Source organism: Antarcticibacterium flavum (assembly GCF_006159205.1).
Lineage (GTDB): Bacteria > Bacteroidota > Bacteroidia > Flavobacteriales > Flavobacteriaceae > Gillisia > Gillisia flava.
Genome location: NZ_CP040812.1, coordinates 3,764,109 through 3,781,678, shown reverse-complemented (window position 1 = coordinate 3,781,678; position 17,570 = coordinate 3,764,109). Strand labels below are relative to the sequence as shown.

Annotated in this window: 16 protein-coding genes and 1 pseudogene; 11 read left to right on the top strand and 6 right to left on the bottom strand. The window is 41.3% G+C overall.

Going from position 1 to position 17,570, the window contains the following annotated elements:
* Positions 1-58: 58 nt before the first annotated feature.
* Both FHG64_RS16665 and FHG64_RS16660 read left to right on the top strand, forming a co-directional pair.
* Positions 59-415, top strand: coding sequence for a phage holin family protein (locus FHG64_RS16665; protein WP_139067451.1), 357 nt, complete (start codon positions 59-61; stop codon positions 413-415).
* A 157-nt stretch (positions 416-572) separates the two neighbouring features.
* Complete coding sequence (locus FHG64_RS16660; protein ID WP_139067450.1) at positions 573-1,379, top strand: Cof-type HAD-IIB family hydrolase; 807 nt, start codon at positions 573-575, stop codon at positions 1,377-1,379.
* A 3-nt stretch (positions 1,380-1,382) separates the two neighbouring features.
* Here FHG64_RS16660 and FHG64_RS16655 read toward each other — a convergent pair whose 3' ends face one another.
* Entirely contained in the window at positions 1,383-2,153 is a 771-nt protein-coding gene (locus tag FHG64_RS16655; protein ID WP_246054161.1) for a hypothetical protein, read from the bottom strand.
* A 39-nt stretch (positions 2,154-2,192) separates the two neighbouring features.
* Positions 2,193-3,146: a L,D-transpeptidase gene (locus FHG64_RS16650; protein WP_139067449.1), complete on the bottom strand. Its 954-nt coding sequence runs from the start codon at positions 3,144-3,146 to the stop codon at positions 2,193-2,195.
* Between the two features lie 220 nt (positions 3,147-3,366).
* Between FHG64_RS16650 and FHG64_RS16645 the strand changes: the two genes are divergently transcribed.
* The 3 genes from FHG64_RS16645 (at position 3,367) to FHG64_RS16635 (ending at position 5,038) form a co-directional block, all read left to right on the top strand.
* The gene (locus FHG64_RS16645; RefSeq protein ID WP_168191379.1) at positions 3,367-3,849 is read left to right on the top strand and encodes a DUF4168 domain-containing protein; all 483 of its coding nucleotides are present in this window, start codon (positions 3,367-3,369) and stop codon (positions 3,847-3,849) included.
* A 196-nt stretch (positions 3,850-4,045) separates the two neighbouring features.
* Positions 4,046-4,237 (top strand): cold-shock protein, encoded by a 192-nt coding sequence (locus tag FHG64_RS16640; RefSeq protein ID WP_139067447.1) that lies wholly within the window; start codon positions 4,046-4,048, stop codon positions 4,235-4,237.
* 234 nt (positions 4,238-4,471) lie between these two features.
* Complete coding sequence (locus FHG64_RS16635) at positions 4,472-5,038, top strand: M48 family metalloprotease (RefSeq protein WP_139068004.1); 567 nt, start codon at positions 4,472-4,474, stop codon at positions 5,036-5,038.
* Between the two features lie 10 nt (positions 5,039-5,048).
* On the opposite strand, the gene FHG64_RS16630 is transcribed toward FHG64_RS16635, so the two are convergent.
* Positions 5,049-6,581 (bottom strand): GH3 family domain-containing protein, encoded by a 1,533-nt coding sequence (locus FHG64_RS16630; RefSeq protein WP_139067446.1) that lies wholly within the window; start codon positions 6,579-6,581, stop codon positions 5,049-5,051.
* Between the two features lie 113 nt (positions 6,582-6,694).
* A pseudogene (locus tag FHG64_RS16625) lies at positions 6,695-8,250 on the bottom strand (NAD(P)/FAD-dependent oxidoreductase).
* A 96-nt stretch (positions 8,251-8,346) separates the two neighbouring features.
* On the opposite strand from FHG64_RS16625, the gene FHG64_RS16620 reads away from it, so the two are divergent.
* From FHG64_RS16620 to yidC, 3 genes are all read left to right on the top strand, one after another.
* Positions 8,347-8,583 carry a DUF3820 family protein gene (locus tag FHG64_RS16620; protein ID WP_139067445.1) on the top strand — a complete coding sequence of 79 codons (237 nt, stop codon included), beginning with the start codon at positions 8,347-8,349 and terminating at the stop codon, positions 8,581-8,583.
* Positions 8,584-8,705: 122 nt separating this feature from the next.
* Positions 8,706-10,349 carry a CTP synthase gene (locus tag FHG64_RS16615; protein ID WP_139067444.1) on the top strand — a complete coding sequence of 548 codons (1,644 nt, stop codon included), beginning with the start codon at positions 8,706-8,708 and terminating at the stop codon, positions 10,347-10,349.
* A 66-nt stretch (positions 10,350-10,415) separates the two neighbouring features.
* The gene (gene yidC, locus FHG64_RS16610; protein ID WP_139067443.1) at positions 10,416-12,269 is read left to right on the top strand and encodes a membrane protein insertase YidC; all 1,854 of its coding nucleotides are present in this window, start codon (positions 10,416-10,418) and stop codon (positions 12,267-12,269) included.
* Between the two features lie 67 nt (positions 12,270-12,336).
* Here yidC and FHG64_RS16605 read toward each other — a convergent pair whose 3' ends face one another.
* Positions 12,337-14,193: a fasciclin domain-containing protein gene (locus FHG64_RS16605; protein ID WP_139067442.1), complete on the bottom strand. Its 1,857-nt coding sequence runs from the start codon at positions 14,191-14,193 to the stop codon at positions 12,337-12,339.
* Positions 14,194-14,377: 184 nt separating this feature from the next.
* On the opposite strand from FHG64_RS16605, the gene FHG64_RS16600 reads away from it, so the two are divergent.
* The 3 genes from FHG64_RS16600 to FHG64_RS16590 all read left to right on the top strand — a co-directional run bounded on the left by FHG64_RS16600 (position 14,378) and on the right by FHG64_RS16590 (position 17,033).
* Positions 14,378-14,761: a lipocalin family protein gene (locus FHG64_RS16600; RefSeq protein ID WP_139067441.1), complete on the top strand. Its 384-nt coding sequence runs from the start codon at positions 14,378-14,380 to the stop codon at positions 14,759-14,761.
* Positions 14,762-14,881: 120 nt separating this feature from the next.
* Positions 14,882-16,069 carry a tRNA 2-thiouridine(34) synthase MnmA gene (mnmA, locus tag FHG64_RS16595; RefSeq protein WP_139067440.1) on the top strand — a complete coding sequence of 396 codons (1,188 nt, stop codon included), beginning with the start codon at positions 14,882-14,884 and terminating at the stop codon, positions 16,067-16,069.
* A 16-nt stretch (positions 16,070-16,085) separates the two neighbouring features.
* Positions 16,086-17,033 (top strand): NAD(P)H-dependent flavin oxidoreductase, encoded by a 948-nt coding sequence (locus tag FHG64_RS16590; RefSeq protein ID WP_139067439.1) that lies wholly within the window; start codon positions 16,086-16,088, stop codon positions 17,031-17,033.
* Here FHG64_RS16590 and FHG64_RS16585 read toward each other — a convergent pair.
* Positions 17,021-17,566 (bottom strand): DUF922 domain-containing protein, encoded by a 546-nt coding sequence (locus tag FHG64_RS16585; RefSeq protein ID WP_139067438.1) that lies wholly within the window; start codon positions 17,564-17,566, stop codon positions 17,021-17,023. The genes FHG64_RS16590 and FHG64_RS16585 overlap by 13 nt on opposite strands.
* Positions 17,567-17,570: the final 4 nt, after the last annotated feature.

The following is a 17,570-nucleotide window of genomic DNA, read 5'->3' as shown; positions in this document are numbered from 1 at the left end:
ACCTTCTATGTCCTGATATATTTAATATCTTTAAAAAACTAACCAAAACCAAAATTATATGTTACAGTGGCTTCTTCATATCGTTATTGATGCCGTCGTTTTATTGATCGCGGCCAAATATATGTCCAAGGTGGAATTAAAGGGATTTAAAACCGCCATTATTGTGGCTCTTATAATTGGGGTCCTAAGTTTTCTTTTAAGCTGGATACTTACTGCTGTGCTTAATATCGCTACATTAGGGGTCTTCTACTTCCTTGGCCTTGGCTTTATTATTAGGATTATAGTGAATGCCATAATTATCGAGCTGGCAGATAAATTAAGCAAGGACTTTAATACGGTAGGGTTTTTACCATCCCTCTGGCTTGCAGTTATTCTTGCAGTCGTAAGTGCTATCCTGGATGCGATCCTATTTTAGATCATTTCCATAAGAAAGGTATTTAAACCCGCACGATTGCGGGTTTTTTATGCTTTATAAAGTATTGATTAATGCTATGAACGTACAGGAAGAAATGATATGGTATTAAGATCAAACGCATTCTAAATTTTTATCTTTGGCGAAAACAGGAGAGATTATGATCAAATTGATAGTTGCAGATATGGATGGTACTTTGCTTAATGATGACCACCAGCTCCATTCCGATTTTTGGGAAATAGAAAGAACTCTTTCAGAGAAAAATATACTTTTTGCTGTGGCAAGTGGGCGGCAGTATTATAATCTTGAATCAAATTTTGAAAGGATCAAGGACAGGATGATCTTTTTTGCTGAAAATGGCACCCACGTGGTACACAAAGGGCAGGACCTGTATATTAACGAGATGGACATACATGCTGCCAGAAAGTTTATTGAGATTGGCCGTGACCTTAAGGATGTAAATCCTGTATTATGTTGTAAGGGCTCTGCTTATGTGGAATGCCGGGATGAAAGATTTCTTACCGAAATCAAAAAATATTATACCCGTCTTAAATATGTGGATGACTTAACTCAAGTGGAAGATACTGTATTAAAAGTAACCTTATGTGACTGGCAGGGTGTGGAGGAAAATAGTTACGCTGCCTATAAAGAGTTTGAAAATGATTTTAAAGTAGCTGTAGCCGCCAGGATCTTTTTAGATATTACCGCAAAATCTGCCAATAAGGGAGTAGCCATAAGAAAAGTTCAGGAAAAATTAAATATCTCTCCTGATGAGACTTTGGTCTTTGGAGATTACCTCAACGATCTTGAAATGATGCAGAATGCAACGCATAGCTATGCCATGAAAAACGCACATCCCGAAATTATCAAAATCAGCAGACATAGAACAGAATTTGGTAATAATGAAAACGGGGTACTAAGGACCATTCTGGATTTGGGACTTATAGACCTTGAAGTTGAAAAGTAAACCTTACTGGACTATTATATTGGTCCTGTCCAGCCCGGTATTCCCGGTTTGAGGATCAAAAGCATATACTGTGATCTCATAATTCCCCGGCTCTAGTGAAATTTTTTCCTCGAAGGTGCTGGGCTTTTGTATGGGTTCCAGTCGAACTTCCCTGGGTTCCCCTCCCTCCTGTTTTATTATGGCTGTAACCTCGTAGTCATCGGCATTCCATATTCCGCCGGGGGTAACCGGGCACCCGCACATCATGACAACATTTGCACGAATATTAATATCCTCCCCCTGCGCGATCCTTTCATGGGTTTGAGGAGAAAGTATATCTATAACAAAACCGGGAACCTCCAACACAACGCCATCTCCTTCTATATTTTTGCCGGGGATCACCCATAACTGCGTACTGGATCTAACAGCTGCCTGTCTTTTATTCACCGGGGCAATAGCCTCTATAGTTACAAAAACAGGTTCAGTAATATCAAGCCTGGCAAGAAAACCTGCAGTTTCACCTGTTGAAAGTCTTTCCCCTCTTTTACGCGGCTCCTGCATGATCTTTTCTGTATCTCCGGTACTTCCCCGAGTTATACCTTCAGCTAATAGTTCCCCGGTAGCCTCATTCCTCACAAGCACTTTGGCGCCACCAATAGAACTACCAATAAATTTAGCATCCTTACTATGCACCCTTACCATTACTGTTGTTTCCTGGGCAAGCAGGGAAAATGGAAAGAACAGGAAAATTAGCGGCATAGCCCACACGAAATTCTTAAACTTTGAATTTGTCATAACATTGGTTTATAACTTAATTTACAAATAAAAGCGGAATTAAGTAGCTATTGAACCCTGAGGCTGCTGTACTTCTATAGTATTGAAGTTTCTTATATCCTTGAAATATTCCTCGGTATATTTTTTTAAAATATCCAGCTCCTGCTTGTTCAGTTCGTTAGCGGCAGGATCATTGACCAATTGCAGCCACGGTACATCTGCTTCAAAATCATAATCCCCAAAGACCATAAAAGGTGTACCATTTCGAACCACCCTTGTGCGTGTAGCATCCAGTTCCCACTGCTGTGCCCATTCATATATGAACATAGCATCTGCCATCTCAAGCCTTACACAGGCATGACTGGCAGGGAAACCGGGTAATAAGTACTGGTGCACCCCTACCCCTTCAAAATTCATGAAATTAAAATAATATGGCATGAGCCAGCTTTGGTTGACCGTACTTATTTTCCTTTTAGCTTTGTAATTCCCATAATTAAGTCCTGCAGGAGTGGGAGTGGACTGCTTGCCTGTACTTACGGGACCCCATTTTATAAGCCTGCCACACTCATACAGCCCAAAAGCCTGAACCCTGCGCGAGATAAGAACAGTTTGAGGTATAGGTTCAAGAATATCAAGCCGGGATGGAAAGGGAGCATATAAATTAAAATCCTCGACAAGTGTATCTGGCACAACAATTTTGCTGCCGGGCCCCACCCTTACAGCATCTATTCTATTAATTGCCAGCAGTGTTCTTTGCTGATGTTTACTGTAAGATGCCCATAAACTATCAGCCTTTTTAACATCTGTAAGTGAATCCAGCCTGTAGGTAATTATTAACTCATTCTCCAATTGAATCAAATGCTCCTTAAGTGCAGAAACCGTTTTGGTCGTATCCTCCTTGATTGCAGGCCTCTTTTGGTTACCGGGTGCCGCTTTCTCTACACATGAGAGGAGCATACTTCCTGCCAGCAGGGAAATAATCAAAATTAAAAAAGTATGAATAGGGCCTTTCATAGTGAAGCAGATATTATAGAGTTTAAAGGATTGCCCTCTAAATTTTGATCGCATTAAATGTAATAATTAAGTCGATTGATAAGAGGGTTTTCTTTCATAAAGAAATCCAAAAACTGAGCAAGATCAAGGTTCTAACAAATCTTTAACGCTCCTAATTATGCAAAATGCGATAAGACCCTTAGTTTGCAAGCTTCAAATTTTAATAATTAAAAACAAACAGATGTTTAGATTGAAAAGAAAGATGAATGTGATGCTGCTTTGCGCAGGACTTTTTGCGGGTTCCACGGCTATGGCCCAAACCCCGCAGCTACCACAGCAACAACAGCAACAACAGGATGTAAAGGTGACCGATGCTGAACTGGAAAAATTTGCTGAAGCCTACCAGGGTATACAGGTGGCACAGCAAAAAGCACAAAAGAAGATGATAGCTGCCGTGGAAGAGCAGGATATGGAGATAGGTACCTTTAATGAAATACACCAGGCAAAAATGCAAAACCAGCAGGTTGATGCATCGAAAGAAGACCTTCAAAAACATGCAAAAGCAGTTGAGAAAATTGAAAAAATGCAACCTGCAATCCAGGCAGAGATGGAAGAGATCATTACAGATGCCGATCTTACCGTTGAAAGATATGAGCAAATAGCAGGGGCCATGCAAACTAACCCTTCCCTAATTCAGAGATTGCAAAAGATCATGGCAGGATAACAACTGCTGTTTTCAGAAAATCTAAAAGCTGTCCAAAGGGGCAGCTTTTTATTTTTAAGATTTTTAAAAAAGAAAAAATGTTACAGAAAAATTTTCAGTAAAAATTTTAAAAAATTAAAAAATTTAAAATAAAACTCACGATATATTTAAAATCAATTAATTTATCATATCTTTGTCCAAATTAAATTTATATATAATGAATAGAGGAACTGTCAAATTTTTTAACGACTCTAAAGGATTTGGATTTATTACAGACGAAGAATCAAACAAAGAATATTTCGTACACGCAAATGGTCTTGTTGATGAAATCAGAGAGAACGACGAAGTAACGTTTGATCTTGAAGAAGGAAGAAAAGGATTAAATGCAGTAAACGTGAAACAAGCTTAGGCTTTGTTTATATAGTTACTATACTTATGAAAGTTTTAAGCCTTACACTTTGTGTAGGGCTTTTTTATGTTTTATAATTATGATTTTTAAAAATGCCCCGAGAACAGTATCTTTATAAAAAAAGCTATAAGAATGCCTTATCTCCATAAGAACCGACAGGTTCCTGTGCAAATCCTTTTTTGTGCCGGGTTATTCCTTATATTTCAAAACTCCATGTTTGCTTTATCTACAGTTATGAAAAATAATGACAGTTTACATTTCACAAATAAGGTTGTACCTCCCTCAATAGAAGAAGAAGTTCGTATAGCCCTCTCCCATTACCCGGAATTGATTGACACCCCTATTGAATTTAAGTTCAAGAAGAGTATTAAAAAGTCATTTATGCAGGCCCAGCCCAAATTTTCGGGCATATTTAAAAAAAGGAAAAACAGGTCTTATTATATTATGATAAGCGAAAGGCTTCATATAGAAGATGAAGAATTTGGCGTTGAGGATATTCCTAAAGATGTGCTTATTGGATGGATAGGCCACGAGCTGGGCCATATCATGGATTACAGGGACAGGAAAGGTTTTAATCTCCTTACTTTCGGGATTCGCTATGTGTTATCCAATAATTATATACGTGAAGCTGAAAGGGCCGCAGATACCTATGCTGTCAATCATGGAATGGGGGAATACATCCTCGCCACAAAAGATTTTATCCTTGGGCATGCCGATCTTTCTGAGGTGTACAAAGCAAGGATCAAGAGATTATATCTTTCTCCCGAAGAGATCCTGGAACTGGTCGAGGAGCTGGAGTAAAGGAATTTAATTATCCAGAAGCCAACTGCTTTTTAATAAAGTCTTCCCATTGCGCGAACTTTTCCTCGTTCATCACCTTCTCCATTTTAACCTGCCCGCCTTTCTTTTTATTGGCTGCATTCCATTCGTAAAAGAGATCTGATGGAATGGTCTTGACCTTAACACCTTTCAGGGCTTTACTGCGAGCGACGCTATAATTCTTATTAGCTTGCTTTAGTATTTCATCCAGTGACTGTGCAAGTTCCTCATCATCCACTTTTCCATTGGTGCCAAGATACCACGAATGATAGAATTCGCCATCAATTCGAACAGCGGCCAGAGTGAACTCAGGAATTTCGATATCATATCTTTCCTCCAGTTCCTTTACCGCGTCATTCATTTTGTTTACAGATAATTGTGACCCCACCACATTTAAAAAGAATTTTGTCCTGCCGGTGATCCTTATCTCGTGCCTTTCAACATCTGTAAACTTAATGGTGTCGCCAATCAAATACCTCCATGCACCAGATACAGTGCTTATAAGAAGAATGTAATCCTCTTCCTCTTTGACTTCAGAAAGGGGAATTACAGGGGCATCATCGCTAATTGATCCATCCTCATTAACGTATTCAGCTTTAAAAGGGACAAATTCAAAATAGATCCCATTATCAAGAACCAATTTCATTGCATTTGTTTCCGGCCTGGACTGGTAAGCCAGGAAACCTTCAGAAGCCAGGTAGGTATCAATAACTGTTATTGGATGAGCCAGCAGCGCATTAAAGCTCTTCTCATAAGGTTCAAAAGCAACGCCTCCACTGGTATAGACCTGCAGGTTAGGCCAGATCTCATGGATATTTGAAACCTTGTGATATTTAATAACCTCTTTCATCATAAGCTCCATCCAGGACGGGATCCCGGTAAGCGCTCCTATATCCCAATTTTTGGCATTTTCAGCTATTTTTTGAACCCTTTCATCCCAATTCTCTATCTGGGCGATCTCCTCCCCCGGCTTGTAATAACTCCTGAACCAAAATGGAATACGACTGGCTGAAATTCCGCTTATTTCCCCTTCTTTATGATCCCCGGCCTCCAGAAGGTCTGTAGAACTACCCAGCATCATGATCTCTTTTTCAAAGAAATCTCCCGGGAGGTCGAAATTACTTAATGCACCTATTTGCTTAATACCAGATTGGCGAATTGCTTCCACCATATCCTCTGTGACAGGAATTCTTTTACTACTTTTCCCGGTTGTACCACTGCTTAGTGCAAAATAAGGAGGTTTCCCAGGCCAGGTGACATTCTCTTCCCCCTCGTGCATTCTTTGCCACCACTGCTCATTGATCTTGTTATAATCAAAATAAGGCACTCTTGCTGCAAAGGCTTTTTTAATATCTGCATCTTCAAGAATACCTTGAAAACCATAATATTTGCCAAAAGCCGTATCCCGGGCTTTGGTAAGGAGATCTTTAAGCACTTCCAGCTGTGCTTCCTCGGGATCGGGTTCTGTAACTATTCTATCCCTAAGATCTATGAGTCCTTTGATGAGTGATCCTATTATTGCCATGCCTTTGGTTTATTAATCTTCATTATTAAGATAGGCAAAAGTGAAAAATCCATAACGGTTCATGGTCAAATTATCAATAATTTAACCTTTATTATTGCGGGCCCTGGAAACAACTACCGTGAAATTGCAGCCACACAGCTTTCTGCACATTTTTCACCGTCAATGGCTGCTGATACGATTCCTCCTGCATACCCTGCTCCTTCCCCGCAAGGATAAAGACCTTTTATCCTCACGTGCTGCAGCGTCACAGGATCCCGCGGAATGCGAACAGGGGAAGATGTACGCGACTCTGGCGCATGTATGACTGCTTCATTGGTAAGATATCCCCTCATGGTCTTTCCAAATTCCCTGAAACCGGTATTTAGTGTTTGGTGTATAAATTCCGGAAAAACCTCGCGCAGGTCGGCAGATGTCACTCCGGGTTTATAGGAAGTTTCAGGAAGGCAGCTAGAAATTTTCCCTTCAACAAAATCAACAAGTCGTTGTGCAGGAACACGTTGGGTCCTGCCTGCAAGCTCCCAGGCCGTTTGTTCTATTTCCTTCTGGAAGTGCATTCCAGCCAAAGGCGTGCGGCCGTAGCTTTTGAAATCGGCCAGCCGCAGTTCTATAACTATTCCAGAGTTTGCCGTGGGCTGGTCCCTCCTGCTGGGAGACCAGCCGTTGGTGACTACTTCTCCCGGACTTGTAGCACAGGGTGCAATAATACCTCCTGGACACATACAAAAGGAGTACATACCCCTCCCGTTTATTTGTTTTACAATGCTGTAAGGGGAAGGTGGCAAAAATTCTCCCCGGTCATCACATTTATACTGTATCCTGTCTATCAATTGTTGCGGATGCTCTACCCTCACTCCCAGAGCAAAGGGTTTGGCTTCGATCTCAATTCCCTTTTGCTCCAGAAGCGAAAAAATATCCCGGGCAGAATGGCCTGTAGCCAGGATTATATTCCTGGTATGGAAGGTTTCTCCTAGTTGGGTTTTAAGTCCGCTTACCTCATCATCTTTCAGCAAAATATCTGTAACCCTTGTATTGAACAGCACCTCTCCCCCGTGTTCCAGGATCTTTTCCCTTATACTCGCAATAATAGCGGGTAGTTTATTGGTTCCTATATGAGGATGCGCATCGACCAGGATCTGGTTGGTTGCCCCATAGGCCACCAGAAGCTGCAAAATGCGGTTTACATCCCCCTTTTCTTTGACCTGGTATACAACTTCCCGTCACTATAAGTACCTGCGCCCCCTTCTCCAAAACAATAATTGGAGTCTTCATTAACTATATGCTCAATATTAAGCGCTTTAAGATCCCTCCTGCGGCTCCTTACATCCTTCCCCCGTTCAATGACCACAGGCTTTACCCCTGCTTCAATACACCTTAAGGCTGCAAATAATCCTGCAGGGCCTGCGCCTATTATAAATACCTCTTCTTTTCCTGAAACATCAGGATAATTGGGAAGCTCAAAGGATTCCTTCAAATGCTCCTCCCCTACAAATACCTCCACCTTCAAATTTACTTTCACCGCCTTTTGCCTTGCATCTATAGATCGTTTCAATACCTCTATGTGATTAATTTCTGAAAGGGGGATACCGGAATGCCTGGAAACCTCCCTGAATAATAGTTCTTTTTTTGCTGCAGCTTCAGGAGTGACCCTTATTTGATACTGGTATCTCATTTATTGGAATTAGGCTGTAAAATTAAACTTTTCAGAATTGATTAAGTAGCACATTTTTTTAACGTCTACCTTAAAACTTAATCTTAGTTTTGTTTTATGGAAATTAAGCCCGACCATAAAGCCCTTATTGAACTGGCACATGCCAAAATGTACTACGGGGAATATAAAGATTATTATCTCTCAGAAATTCCTGAATATTACCTCATATGGCACCGGCAAAAAGGTTTTCCCAAAGGGAAATTAGGCGACCAGTTATCGCAGGTCACAGATCTTAAGGTGAATGGCATGGAGCATATCCTACGAACTATACGCAGCAAATACCCTAAATATTAGGGAAGTATAAATTGTTTTGTAGTGTTAGGACTGTAAAATAATAGCAGGAATAATCGGGGGATTTTTCTTTTCTTCTTTGTAATTTAGCGCCCTGAATATTACAACGCAACAAACTTACTAAAATGGCCGAAACCAAGTATATTTTTGTAACAGGCGGGGTTTCTTCTTCTCTTGGAAAAGGAATTATAGCCGCTTCCCTGGCAAAATTATTACAAGCGCGTGGTTTTAGAACCACTATTCAGAAACTTGACCCTTATATTAATGTAGACCCCGGTACTCTTAACCCTTACGAACATGGTGAATGTTATGTGACCGAGGATGGGGCTGAAACAGATCTTGACCTGGGCCATTATGAAAGGTTCCTCAATGTTAATACTTCCCAGGCAAATAATGTAACCACCGGCCGTATTTACCAAAGTGTCATTGAAAAGGAACGAAGAGGGGAATTCCTGGGAAAAACTGTGCAGGTGGTTCCTCACATTACAAATGAAATAAAGGAACGGGTACAACTTCTTGGAAAAACAGGAGACTACGATATCATCATTACTGAAATTGGTGGAACTGTTGGTGATATAGAATCCCTGCCATATATTGAAGCAGTAAGGCAATTAAAATGGGAACTGGGAGATGATAATGCCCTTGTCATACATCTTACCCTGGTACCTTATCTTGCAGCTGCAGGGGAATTAAAGACCAAACCTACGCAACACAGCGTAAAGACATTGATGGAAAGCGGTATAAAAGCCGATATCCTGGTTTGCCGTACCGAGCATGAATTATCGGACGATATAAGGAGAAAACTGGCCATCTTCTGTAATGTGAGACAGGAGGCCGTGATCCAATCAATAGATGCATCAACTATTTACGATGTACCAAATCTAATGCTGGAAGAAGGCCTGGATACGGTAGCGCTTAAAAAGTTGAATTTACCAGATAATACTACTCCAAACCTTGAACGCTGGAACCAGTTCCTGCAACGCCACAAAAATCCAAAACACGAGGTTAGGATTGGATTAATTGGGAAATATGTAGAATTACAGGATTCTTATAAATCCATACAGGAAGCTTTTATTCATGCTGGAGCAGAAAATGAAGTGAAGGTTGTGGTCGAGAGTATTCATTCAGAATTCATTAACGAGAATACCATAAAGAATAAGATCGCCCATTTAGACGGAATATTGGTAGCACCGGGATTTGGGGAAAGAGGAATAGAAGGTAAAATCGATGCGGTGAGATATGCCCGGGAAAACGGAATACCTTTCTTCGGAATTTGCCTTGGAATGCAAATGGCGGTGATAGAATTTGCACGCAATGTCCTGCAGCTTAGGAATGCAAATTCCACAGAGATGGATCCAATGACAAAGCATCCCGTGATCGATATTATGGAGGAGCAAAAGAACCTTACCCACATGGGAGGCACAATGAGACTTGGATCCTGGGATTGCGAGCTTAGTGAAGGTTCCCTTGCCCACAGGATTTATGGCTCGGTTCAAATAAAAGAGCGTCACAGGCACCGTTATGAGTACAATAATAAATATAAGAATGAACTGGAACATTCCGGCTTAAAAAGCACCGGGATAAATCCTGATACCGGGCTGGTAGAGATAGTAGAACTGGAGGATCACCCGTGGTTCATTGGGGTACAATATCACCCTGAATACAAGAGCACCGTGGCCAACCCCCACCCGCTGTTTATTTCCTTTATAAAGGCAGCTTTGAACCATTCCAAAAACAAAAACAGTGTCAATGTGGCACAAAGTAAGTAAAAGGTCATTTTTTTGACTTAGAATTAAAAGCGACAATTTCGCTTACAGATCATTTTATCAAATCACATGGAAGAAAAAAAATTTGACGTACAATCCCTTATCGGGTTTATTCTCATTGGAGGTATCCTTATATGGATGTTGTACAATAACTCTTTTGACGAGCAGGCAACAGAGGCTCAACAGGACACTACAGAACAGGTAGAGCAAACCCCCGTTGCTGCACCCCAAACCTTCACACAGGAAACTGTTGTGGACTCAGCAGCTGTAGACAGGGCACAAAGGGAACTGGGCGCATTTGGTTATTCTGCTACCCTACCTTCAGCTACAGAGAATACCACAACCATCTCCAATGATGTGCTGGAATTAAAAGTGGACAATAAAGGCGGATATATTTCTGAAGCCAGGCTTACCCAATTTGAAACCTATAATGGTAATCCTGTATATCTTATTAAAGACGGAAATGCTTCATTTAACCTGAATTTTACTACTACAGATGGCAGGGTACTGGATACAGAAAACCTCTATTTTGAACCGGAAGTAAGCCGAAGCGGAAACAACCAGATCCTTACCATGAGGCTTAAAGTCTCTGAAACTGAATTCCTGGAGTACAGGTATGTACTTAAACCCGGGGAATATATGCTGGATTTCAGTATTCGTTCCCAGGGTCTTAACAGGGTCCTCAATCCATCCCGGGATGTTTCCCTTGACTGGAGGCTTAAAGGTTTCCGCAATGCCAAGAGTATTGAATATGAGAACAGATATACAGAACTTATCTGGGAATATGGTAGCGGCAGTGATGATTACCTGGGACACGGCGATTTCACCGATGATGCAGATGATAATATTACCTATGTAGCTTTTAAGCAGCATTTCTTCACCTCCATCCTATTGACAGATACGGCGTTCCCAAGAGGGGAATTTACTTCAAGGAACCTGGTGCAGGATGAAGAGGTAGATACTGTGTATACTAAAGAGTTTACCGCAAACCTTGCCATGGAGCTTAAGGGCGGCGAACTTAATTACAATCTTAACTGGTATTACGGACCAACAGATTACAGGATCCTGAATGATTATGACAGGAACCTGGATGAAATTGTACCGCTTGGTTGGGGAATCTTTGGATGGATAAACAAATATATATTCATACCATTCTTTAGCTTCCTTGCAAGTTTTCTTCCAAGTTATGGTATTGCAATAATTGTAATGACCATTGTAGTGCGAATCGTGCTATCCCCTGTTACTTACAAATCTTATTTATCACAGGCTAAAATGAAGGTGCTGCGGCCGGAGATAAATGAGCTTAACGAGAAGTACAAGGACAATCCAATGAAGAAGCAGCAGGAAACGATGAAGCTTTACAGCAAGGCCGGTGCCAGCCCTATGAGCGGATGTTTACCAGCCTTGATGCAGATCCCGGTTTTCTATGCCCTCTTCCAGTTCTTCCCAAGTGCTTTTGACCTTAGACAAAAAGGATTCTTGTGGGCAGATGACCTTTCAAGTTATGACAACGTTCTTGACTTGCCGTTCTATATTCCGTTCTACGGGGATCATGTGAGTTTGTTTCCAATTCTGGCCTCTATTGCCATATTCATTTATATGATGATGACAACCGGTCAAACAATGCAACAAAATCAACAGCCGGGGATGCCTAATATGAAATTTATCATGTACCTCTCCCCTTTATTCATGCTGGTGTTCTTTAATAATTTTGCCAGTGGACTTTCCCTGTATTATTTCACATCCAACCTTATTACAATTGGAATAATGCTGGTGATTAAATATGTGATCATTGACGAGGATAAGATCCACGCCAAGATCCAGGAGAACAAGAAGAAGCCCAAGAAGCAGGGTAAATTTGCAAGGAAGATGCAGGAAATGATGGAGCAGGCAGAGCAACAACAAAAGAAGAACAAGAAGTAAATTCTTTTCGAGATAAATAAAAATAGCCCGGAACTTCCGGGCTATTTTCGTCTATAGAGAACCTGTATTACAATTCAGGTAGTAATACCGTATCGATTACGTGAATAACTCCATTGGTAGCCTGGACATCTACTGCTATTACTGTAGATTCCCGGTCATTTTCATCGAGAATAGTAACTGTATCCCGGGCGTTTATAGTGAACGTTCCGGTTTCAAATGTTGTGACTTCCATTCCATTTGTAATATCTGTACTTCTTACATTCGCTCCGGTTACAACGTGGTAACTTAAAGCAGCACTAAGAACTGCGGAAGGTATAGCGTCAAGATCTTCAAATCCAAATTCCCCAAGGAAGTCTACAAATGCATCATTTGTGGGTGCAAATACTGTAAATGGAGCAGGATCACCTTGTGTTTGAAGGATCGATACAAAATTGAAATCATCATCCCTTGTTAAAGCTGCCACGAGGATCTCAAATGTAGAGTCGGCTGTGGCAAAAGTTACGACATCTGGCAAACCTATAACAGCATCTACTGCATGTATCACCCCGTTATCCACTTCAACATTAGGTGTAGTTACCGTGGATACTCCGTTTATCATAACTCCGTCTTCAGTATTGATGTACATACTAAGGTTATCATCTCCAGATGCTCCCCAGCTTGCCATACTTTCTATATATCCTGTGGAAAGATCTGCAGCGTAAATTGATCCGCTTTGGACATGGTTTAAAAGTACCTGAGTTAAAACATCAACCGGTACAGCACTTAAGTCCGCAAATCCATTGGTAGAAAGAAAGGCATCAAATGCAGCATTATTGGGTGCAAAAACAGTAAGCTCAGCATCCCCTGCAAGGGTTTCTTTTAAACCGGCTACTTCCAGTGCAGCATTAAGACTGGAATAATCATCATTATTCTCAACAAAATCGGCAATGGTATTGGATGGTGCGGGCTCACTACCGTCGCCCGGTAAAAGCACTGTATCTATGACATGAATAACTCCATTTGTTGCCTGTACATCTACGGCAACAATAGTGGCAGTACGGCCATTTTCATCTGTAATAGTTACGTCGCCATTGGCATTGATAGTAAAGGTTCCAGATTCAAAAGTAGTAACTTCCATACCATCGGTTATATCACCACTTCTTACATTGGCTCCCGTTACCACATGGTAACTAAGGGCTGCAGCAAGAACATCTGAAGGGATATCATCAAGGCCACCAAAATCTAATTCCTCCAACAGGTCTAAAAACGCCTGATTGGTAGGAGCAAATACTGTGAAAGGAGCAGGATCTCCCTGGGTTTGGAGGATTGGTACAAAATTAAAATCCTCATCTCTGGTAAGGGCAGCTACCAGGATCTCAAAACTAGGATCGGCTGTGGCAAAGGTTGTAACATCGGGTAGCCCTATAACAGAATTCACAGCGTGAATAACCCCGTTATCCACTTCAACATCGGCTGTGGTAACTGTAGACTCCCCGTTAATCACCACCCCATCTGCAGTATTGATGAACATACTCAAATTAGCATCTGAAGCAGCACCGGTTGCCAGATTGGTGGTATATCCCGTTGCAAGGTCACCAGAAAAAACAGTTCCTTCTATTACATGATTTAACAGCACCTGGGTTAGAAGGCCTACAGGAACGGCACTAAGACTTTCAAAACCGTTTGCTGAAAGGAATGCATTAAATGCAGCATTGTTGGGAGCAAAAACGGTGTAATTGGTTGAACCTCCAAGAGTAGCCTTAAGATCTGTTGCTATAAGCGCAGCATTAAGACTGGAATAATCCTGGTTAGTTTCTACGAAATCTGCAATAGTATTGTTAGGCACGATGATATCGCCACCTTCATCATCACTACTGCAAGCCATCACACCTAAGCTTAAGAAAGCTACGAGAGCGAGGTTTTTGAGGTAAGATAATTTCAGCATTTTTTATTGTTTTAGTTTATACTGTTGTAAAAGTAAATTACTTCTACCTATAGTTTTGTTTAACTTTTGTTAAATTATATTGAACAGCAGTTAAAACTTTATTAGAAATTAAAACGTAAAATCTAAAATTTGAGGAGGTTAGGACGGATTCTCTATATTTACCAACGAATTAAAACCATATGTTATGAAGAAATTTTTGTTCCTATTTTTATGTGCAGCCACCTTTATAGCCTGCAGCAGTGATGATGATGCAGATACTACCGGGGAAGATCCTATATTGGGTACCTGGGTAATGGTGGATGCCACTGCTCCATTAAATACCATTTTCTGTGAAACACCCCAGTCCACTATTACATTTAATGAAAATGAGACCGGAGAGGCGACATTCTATTTAACTGAAAATCAATGTCAACCTTCAGAGTCTACCGGGAACTGGAGAAATAATGGAAACTCATCATACACTATTGCTACTCCCGTGGGTGATCTTACAGGGAACGTAAGTTTTACAGGCGATGATCAATTCTCCTTTGCAACTGCAGGCGGAACTTTAAGTTTTGAAAGAGAATAATATTTTATACAATTCGAGACAAAGGTGGTTTTTACCACCTTTTTTTATTTCGTAATTTTGCTGCCGGTAAACCGACTCTTTCCCCTAGTAAACAAATGAAAGGCGCGGTAGCAAAAAATTATGAAAAAAGTAGTAGTAGGATTATCTGGAGGTGTAGACTCAAGTGTTGCAGCATATTTATTACAGCAGCAGGGGTATGAGGTCATAGGGCTTTTTATGAAGAACTGGCATGATGACTCGGTTACCATTTCCAAAGAATGTCCATGGCTGGAGGATAGCAATGATGCAATGATGGTTGCAGATAAACTTGGCATTCCGTTTCAAACCGTAGACCTTAGTGAGCAGTATAAGGAGCGAATTGTGGATTATATGTTCCGTGAGTATGAGCGGGGTAGAACTCCCAATCCAGATGTACTTTGCAACAGGGAGATCAAGTTTGATGTTTTCATGAAGATAGCCCTGTCCCTGGGAGCAGATTATGTGGCTACAGGCCATTATTGCCGAAAAGCTGAAGTAACAAAGGATGGGGAAACTTATTATCAACTCCTTTCAGGTAAAGATCAGAATAAAGATCAGTCCTATTTCCTATGTCAGCTTACCCAGGAACAGCTTTCCCGTACCTTATTCCCTATAGGGGAACTCCAAAAATCTGAAGTGCGAAAAATAGCTTCAGAACAAAACCTCATTACGGCAGATAAAAAGGATTCACAGGGATTATGTTTCATTGGTAAAGTTCGGTTACCGGAATTCCTTCAGCAAAAATTACAGCCCAAAGAAGGAGTAATAGTAGAAATAGATGCCAATAAAGAGGTGTATGCCACCGCGGCACCTGCCCACGATTCAAAAATGGAGGAATTGAAGCACCTTTCAAAAAAATACCGCTATGCTGTAACCGATGGGAAAGTGGTAGGAAAACATCAGGGAGCTCATTACTTCACCAAAGGCCAACGCAAAGGCCTGGCTGTAGGAGGAACCCCTGAGCCGCTTTTCGTGATCGAGACAGATGTAGATAGCAATGTGATCTATACCGGCCAGGGAAAAGACCATCCCGGGCTATACAGGAAAGCCCTGTTTATCAATAACGAAGAAGTCCACTGGGTGCGGCCAGACCTTAGAATCAATGAAGGTGAAGAGTTAAAAGTCAAAGCCAGGATAAGGTACAGGCAGCCCCTGCAGGATGCGACAATTTACCCAACTGGAAATGGCACCTATATAGTATTCGAAGAGCCCCAGGCCTCTATTACCGAAGGGCAATTCGTCGCCTGGTACCTGGAGGATGAACTCATAGGATCTGGAGTTATTTCATAGGAATTAAAAGATATTTATGGCCAATAGAATTACGCAATTATTTGATATTCAATATCCCCTCATCCAGGCGGGAATGATCTGGGCCAGTGGCTGGAAACTTGCCAGTGCTGTAAGTAATGCAGGAGGTTTGGGCTTAATTGGCGCAGGTTCAATGTATCCTGAAATCCTCAGGGAACATATCCAAAAATGCAAGAAAGCCACAGATAAACCTTTTGGAGTAAATGTGCCAATGCTCTATCCCGAGATCGAAAAGATCATGGAGATCATTATTGCTGAAGGGGTAAAGATCGTGTTCACCTCTGCCGGGAATCCGAAAATCTGGACTAAGCATTTACAGGAACGTGGGATAAAAGTGGTTCATGTGGTAAGCAGCGTGAAATTTGCATTAAAATCACAGGAGGCTGGCGTAGATGCTGTTGTTGCTGAAGGTTTTGAAGCAGGAGGCCATAATGGGCGGGATGAGACCACAACTTTTACTTTAATTCCCATGGTGAAGGAGCAGCTGGATATTCCGCTTATTGCCGCAGGGGGTGTTGCCACGGGGCGCGGGATGCTTGCCGCAATGGTCCTGGGAGCAGATGCGGTACAGGTAGGTTCCAGGTTCGTGGCCAGCGATGAGGCTTCCTCGCATATGAATTTTAAACAGGAAGTGGTAAAGGCAAGGGAGGGTGATACTATGCTTACCTTAAAAGAACTTGCTCCTGTGAGGCTTCTTAAAAATAAATTCTTTGAAGATGTCCAGGAATTATATCGAAGTAGACCCACAAAGGAAGATCTTATAAATTTGCTTGGAAGGGCACGGGCAAAGAAAGGAATGTTTGAGGGAGACCTTGAAGAGGGAGAACTTGAAATTGGCCAAATCGCAGGGCTTATCCACGATATAAAACCTGCTGCAAAAATTGTAGAGGAAATGATAAATGAATTTGAAACTGCAAAAAAAGAAGTTGCCTCCTACGCCTGGTAATCTTTCACTTTTGCCAGTTCATCCTTTACGAATTTTTGCCATTTAGCCTCTGCTTCCCTGTTCATGCTGTGATTGGTTTCCCTGTCAAACTTTTGCTGCATTACAGCCCGCTCTTTTTCTATTCGGGAATAAAATGAATTTAAAACCCTTTTTGGGTCTTTTCCCAGCTGTTCAATCTGGAGGTTTGAAAGTTCTTTCCTAAGTTTTCTTGCATGCAACTCGGTAATATCGAAATGAAGTTGTTCGTGGGTTAAAAGGTGATCATTTTTTGAAGTGGGAACCACCCAGGAAGATTCGGGATTAAAATAGCTAAACACCTCATACCTTAAGGATAAAATCCCATTTTCATTTTTCAAATTCCAGGAATAGGAAAGACCGGCATTGGTATTGGCCTGGAAAGACGAACTCTTGTCTGGCCTTGCTTTGAAATCTTCCCAGGAAAGGGGTTCATCCTGCCAATAGATCTTTTCAGGATTATTTTGCGCGTGAAGGCCTTGCCCGGCAAGCAGGAAAAGGAAAATTATGGTTCTCATAAAT